The organism is Thermoflexus sp., assembly GCF_025055495.1.
GTDB lineage: Bacteria > Chloroflexota > Anaerolineae > Thermoflexales > Thermoflexaceae > Thermoflexus.
In genome coordinates this window covers 1-4485 of the sequence record NZ_JANWXB010000170.1, presented here as the reverse complement: position 1 = coordinate 4485, position 4485 = coordinate 1, and the positions used below count along the sequence as shown (strand labels likewise).

At 65.9% G+C, this 4485-nt stretch carries 4 protein-coding genes; all 4 read left to right on the top strand.

Translation table 11 applies throughout. The features are described from left to right. Positions 1–262 precede the first annotated feature (262 nt). Entirely contained in the window at positions 263–1198 is a 936-nt protein-coding gene (gene fmt / locus NZM16_RS05915) for a methionyl-tRNA formyltransferase (RefSeq protein ID WP_295449336.1), read from the top strand. 3 nt (positions 1199–1201) lie between these two features. Next, on the top strand, positions 1202–1951 hold the full coding sequence (locus NZM16_RS05910; protein ID WP_295449334.1) for a hypothetical protein: 750 nt from the start codon (positions 1202–1204) through the stop codon (positions 1949–1951). A 542-nt stretch (positions 1952–2493) separates the two neighbouring features. Then, a complete protein-coding gene (gene panB, locus NZM16_RS05905) occupies positions 2494–3378 on the top strand; it encodes a 3-methyl-2-oxobutanoate hydroxymethyltransferase (RefSeq protein WP_295479273.1) in 885 nt (294 codons plus the stop codon). Next, a complete protein-coding gene (locus NZM16_RS05900; protein WP_295479270.1) occupies positions 3375–4364 on the top strand; it encodes a 2-dehydropantoate 2-reductase in 990 nt (329 codons plus the stop codon). Before panB ends, NZM16_RS05900 begins: the two co-directional genes overlap by 4 nt. Positions 4365–4485 lie beyond the last annotated feature (121 nt).

Here is a 4485-nt window from a genome sequence, read left to right as displayed (position 1 = left end):
GTCCCGTGGGATGTTGAGGTTGATTTCCGCGCCTGGGCTTTTCCTTCCTTCCCACTCCGCGTCCCAAACTATACTAAAAGAGATCGCGCTGAGGTCCTTCCCCCGGGATGGAAGGACGATCCGCAATGGTCAGCCCGGCCCTTTCCATCTCGCTTGATGGACCCTGCCGGGGGATGTGATCGCACCATCTCAGGAAACTCTCAACCACTCAGCGTCTTTCTGCTCCCACGCGATCGGGAGCAAGCGAGGGGGGAGGTTCTCCATGGCCCGTCTGGTCCTGATGGGATCCCCTACTTTTGCGCTGCCGACCTTCGAGGCCGTGGCAGAGGAACATGAGATCGTCGCCGTTTTCACGCAACCGGACAAACCGGCTGGCCGGGGGCTGCGACCGACCCCGCCCCCGGTGAAGCGCTGGGCGGAAGCGCGAGGGTTTCCGGTTTTCCAGCCTCGCTCCCTGCGTCGAGACCCCGCCGCCGTGGCCCGGCTGCGAGAACTCCAGCCCGACGCCATCGTGGTGGTGGCCTACGGACTGATCCTGCCTTCGGAGGTCCTGCAACTGCCCCCTTACGGGTGCCTGAACCTCCATGCCTCCCTGCTCCCTCGTTATCGGGGCCCGGCGCCGATCCAGGCGGCGATCCTGAACGGCGATCCCGAGACAGGGGTGACGGTGATGCTGATGACCGAGGAGGTCGATGCCGGGCCGATCCTGGCGATGGAGCGGGAGCCGATCGCTCCGGAAGACACGGCGGAGACCTTGGGGGAACGTCTGGCTCAGCGCGGAGCCCGATTGATGCGCGAGACCCTCCGCCGCTGGCTGGCCGGGGAGATCATCCCCCAGCCCCAGGACCCCTCCCAGGCCACGTATTGCCCTCCGATCACCAAGGCGGATGGGGAGATCGACTGGCGGCGGCCGGCTATCGAAATCGAACGACGGATCCGGGCCTTCACCCCCTGGCCCGGCGGCTACACGTTCTGGAAGGGACGGCTGCTGAAGATCGGCCGCGCCCGGGTTCGCCTGGATCTTTCCGCTCCTCCAGGCCAGGTCGTCCCGGTCGATCGGGGAGCAGCGGTTGGCACGGGGGAAGGCGCCTTGGTGCTCCTGGAAATCCAGCCGGAGGGCAAGCGGATGATGCCGATCGAGGCCTTCCTGAACGGCCATCCGGATTTCCTGGGGGCCACTCTGGGCCGGGAGGGATAAGCGATGGGTTCGGCGGTGGCCCTGGAAACCGGCCTGGTCTTCCTGACGACCAGCCTTCTGCTCTATATGGTCCAGCGGGCGCTCCATCGCAACCTCCAGATCGCGCTGAACCGGCTCACGGGCCATCCAGACGCCGCTGTGATGCTCTACTGGGCCCTGCTGTTCCCCGGGGTTTTCCTCCATGAGCTCAGCCACTGGCTGGCTGCTCTGCTCCTGGGCGTGCGTCGCTATCGCTTCGCGATATGGCCCCAGCGGGCCGGAGGACAGATCCGCCTGGGAGCGGTTCAGCTGGCGGAGGCTGATCCCTTCCGGATGAGCCTGATCGGCACAGCCCCGCTGGTGGTGGGGCTGATCACGATCGCCATCGTCGGCGGTCAATGGCCGGACGCCTCCACTTTCGGCGTGGCGTTGTGGGGATCCGCATGGCGGATGCTGCAAGCCCTCCCGCAGCAGAAATGGGGATGGGTGGGGTTTTATTGGATCTTCGCTGTAGGCAATGCCATGTGGCCCAGCCCCGCGGATCGGGCGGCATGGCCCGCGATCGGGATCGCCGGCGGTCTCCTGGCCCTTTTCCTCCTGCTCGCCGGCCCGATCTCGTTGCATCAGGCCATCATGACTCTGGCCATCGAGAGCCTCGCGCGGCTCACCCCCTTGCTGGCCGCCGTGCTCTTCGTGAACCTCCCGATCCTGATCGGGCTGGTTGGGTTGAATCTCCTGTTGAGCTCTATCCGGCCGAAGTCACAAGGCTTCTGAAGCCCGTCCGGTGTCGCTTCGAAAGCGGGGAGATCCCCGGGCTCCGAGGGAAGAGATCATAGCGGGCCGGGCGGGCCCCGAAAGCCCGCGAAGGGAGAAATCGGAGTGAGCGCTGCGGCCTCTCTCGCAGGAGGTCCTATTGGTTCGATCGCCCCGTGCGTGATATACTGAAAAACGCCACCGACCCCGAGTGGGCGGTGAGCTGATAGGAGAAGCGTTCGCCTCTATGATCCTCCTGCAACCGCCTGGATTGCCGTGGGGCGACCGGGACGGTGAGGTCCGGGATGGTTCCGCCCAAGGGACCTCTTCCGCCTCCCGTTGTCTCTTTCCAGCGGTGCCCGCCTTTGGGATGTGGATCCTTCCCCATTTTCGCTCCCGACCTCCCCCCGCCTCGACGGCAAGGCTAGGCCGGGATGAGGATGAAAGGATCGCCATCGCCTCCGGCGGATCCATCCGGGCAGCTTGGGAATCCCATCCTTCATCGCTGTCCGCCCGGTTTCACCCGCATCCTCGAAAACTTCGCAAGCTTTCCGGAGGGGACCATGGCCCGTAAAAAAGTCACCATCCACACGCTTCAGGCACGGAAGGCAGCCCGCGAGCCGATCACCATGATCACCGCCTACGATTATCCGACCGCCCTCGCCGTGGATCAGGCGGGCGTCGATGTGATCCTGGTGGGGGATTCCCTCGGCATGGTCGTCCTCGGTTACTCCAACACGCTCCCAGTGACGATGGAGGAAATGCTCCACCACGCGAAAGCGGTCGCTCGGGCGAACCCTTCCGCACTGCTGGTGGGGGATCTTCCCTTTATGGCCTATCAGGCGGATCTCGCGGAGGCGGTTCGAAACGCCGGCCGGTTCCTGAAGGAGGCCGGCATGGATGCCGTCAAACTGGAGGGGGGACAGGAGATGGTTTCCACCATTGAAGCCATTGTGCGCGCTGGGATCCCCGTGATGGGCCACATCGGCCTCACCCCTCAATCTCTTCACAAGTTGGGTGGCTACCGCCTGCAGGGACGCACGGCCGTCGATGCCCGGCGTCTGCTGGAGGACGCCCTGGCCCTGGAAGCCGCCGGTTGCTTCGCCATCGTCCTGGAGATGGTCCCGGAGCCAGTGGCCACGGCGATCACCCAGCGCCTACGGATCCCCACCATCGGCATTGGGGCAGGGAGCGGCTGCGACGGCCAGGTGCTGGTCCTCCACGATCTCCTCGGCCTTTTCGACCGCTTCACACCGCGCTTCGTGAAGAAGTATGCGGACCTCCACAGGGAGATCGTGCGAGCGGTTCAGGCCTACTGCGAAGACGTGCGAAGCCATCGCTTCCCCGGCCCGGAGCATGCCTTCTCGATGGATCCAGAAGAGCTGGCCGCCTTCCAGGTCATGCTGGAGGCCTTTCCCGCTCCCACACCGGTGGAGGAATCGAAATGATGCGGATCGCCCTGCTGGGCACCGGCGCCATGGGAACCCTGTTTGGGGTCCGCCTGGCTCGCGTCGCCGAGGTCTGGATGCTCGGCACGTGGGCAGAGGCTCTGAAGGCCGCGCGCCAGGATGGCTTGCGCCTGACGACGGCCGAAGGAGAGGAAACCGCCCGCGTGGCGACGGCTGCGGATCCAACGGAAGTCCCCCCGTGCGACCTCGCCCTGATCCTGGTGAAGACCTATCAGACCGAACGGGCCGCGCGGTGGGCCCGGCAGGTGTTGCGGCCGGATGGGATCGCCTTGACCCTTCAGAACGGGCTGGGGCCGCTGGAAACGCTTCAGGAGATCCTGGGCCCTTCTCGCGCGCTTCAGGGCGTCACCACGATGGGCGCCACCCTCCTGGCGCCCGGGCACGCCCGACTGAGTGGGATGGGCTCCATCTGGCTGGGCGCCCCATCCTTAAATTCAAAGCCATCGGAAAGGATCGCGGATATCCTGAAGCAAGCAGGGTTCCAGGTGGAACTCCACAGGGATCTGCAGGGCGTGATCTGGGGGAAACTGGTGGTCAACACAGCGATCAACCCCATTACGGCCCTCTTCGATGTGCCGAACGGGGCCCTGCTGGAGCGTTCGGATCTCTGGCGGCTGGCCCGAGGGGTCGCACGGGAAACAGCAGCGGTGGCCGGGGCTCAGGGCATTTCCCTGCCCTTCCAGGATCCGGAGGGCTTCGTGGCAGAGGTCTGCCGGCGGACAGCGGAGAACTCTTCTTCCATGCGCCAGGATCTACGCCGGGGGCGCCCGACCGAGATCGATGCACTGAACGGCGCGGTGGCAGCCATCGGCCGGCGGATTGGGATTCCGACCCCGCTGAACGAGGCGCTCTGGCGATGGATCAAGGCCGCGGAGGAGCAGCGAACGCGGGCCGTGCGTCCCACCTTCCCGGGGATGCCACCGCCACCGGCGATCGCTCCGCTCCTGGAGCGGGCGCGCTCTTAGCGCCGATCCGAGGAACCCCCTCCCTTACACGTGTTCGGGCGGTGCGGGGCGCCTGCGGCGCCCGGCACCGCCCTGCGAATGAAAAGCCCTTGTTCGCAGTCGGACGCGAAGCAGAGCGTCC

Excerpts from the sequence above, each read along its gene's own strand:
- panB (WP_295479273.1), top strand. The coding sequence starts at position 2,494 with ATGGCCCGTAAAAAAGTCACCATCCACACGCTTCAGGCACGGAAGGCA.
- NZM16_RS05900 (WP_295479270.1), top strand. The coding sequence starts at position 3,375 with ATGATGCGGATCGCCCTGCTGGGCACCGGCGCCATGGGAACCCTGTTT.
- NZM16_RS05910 (WP_295449334.1), top strand. The coding sequence starts at position 1,202 with ATGGGTTCGGCGGTGGCCCTGGAAACCGGCCTGGTCTTCCTGACGACC.
- fmt (WP_295449336.1), top strand. The coding sequence starts at position 263 with ATGGCCCGTCTGGTCCTGATGGGATCCCCTACTTTTGCGCTGCCGACC.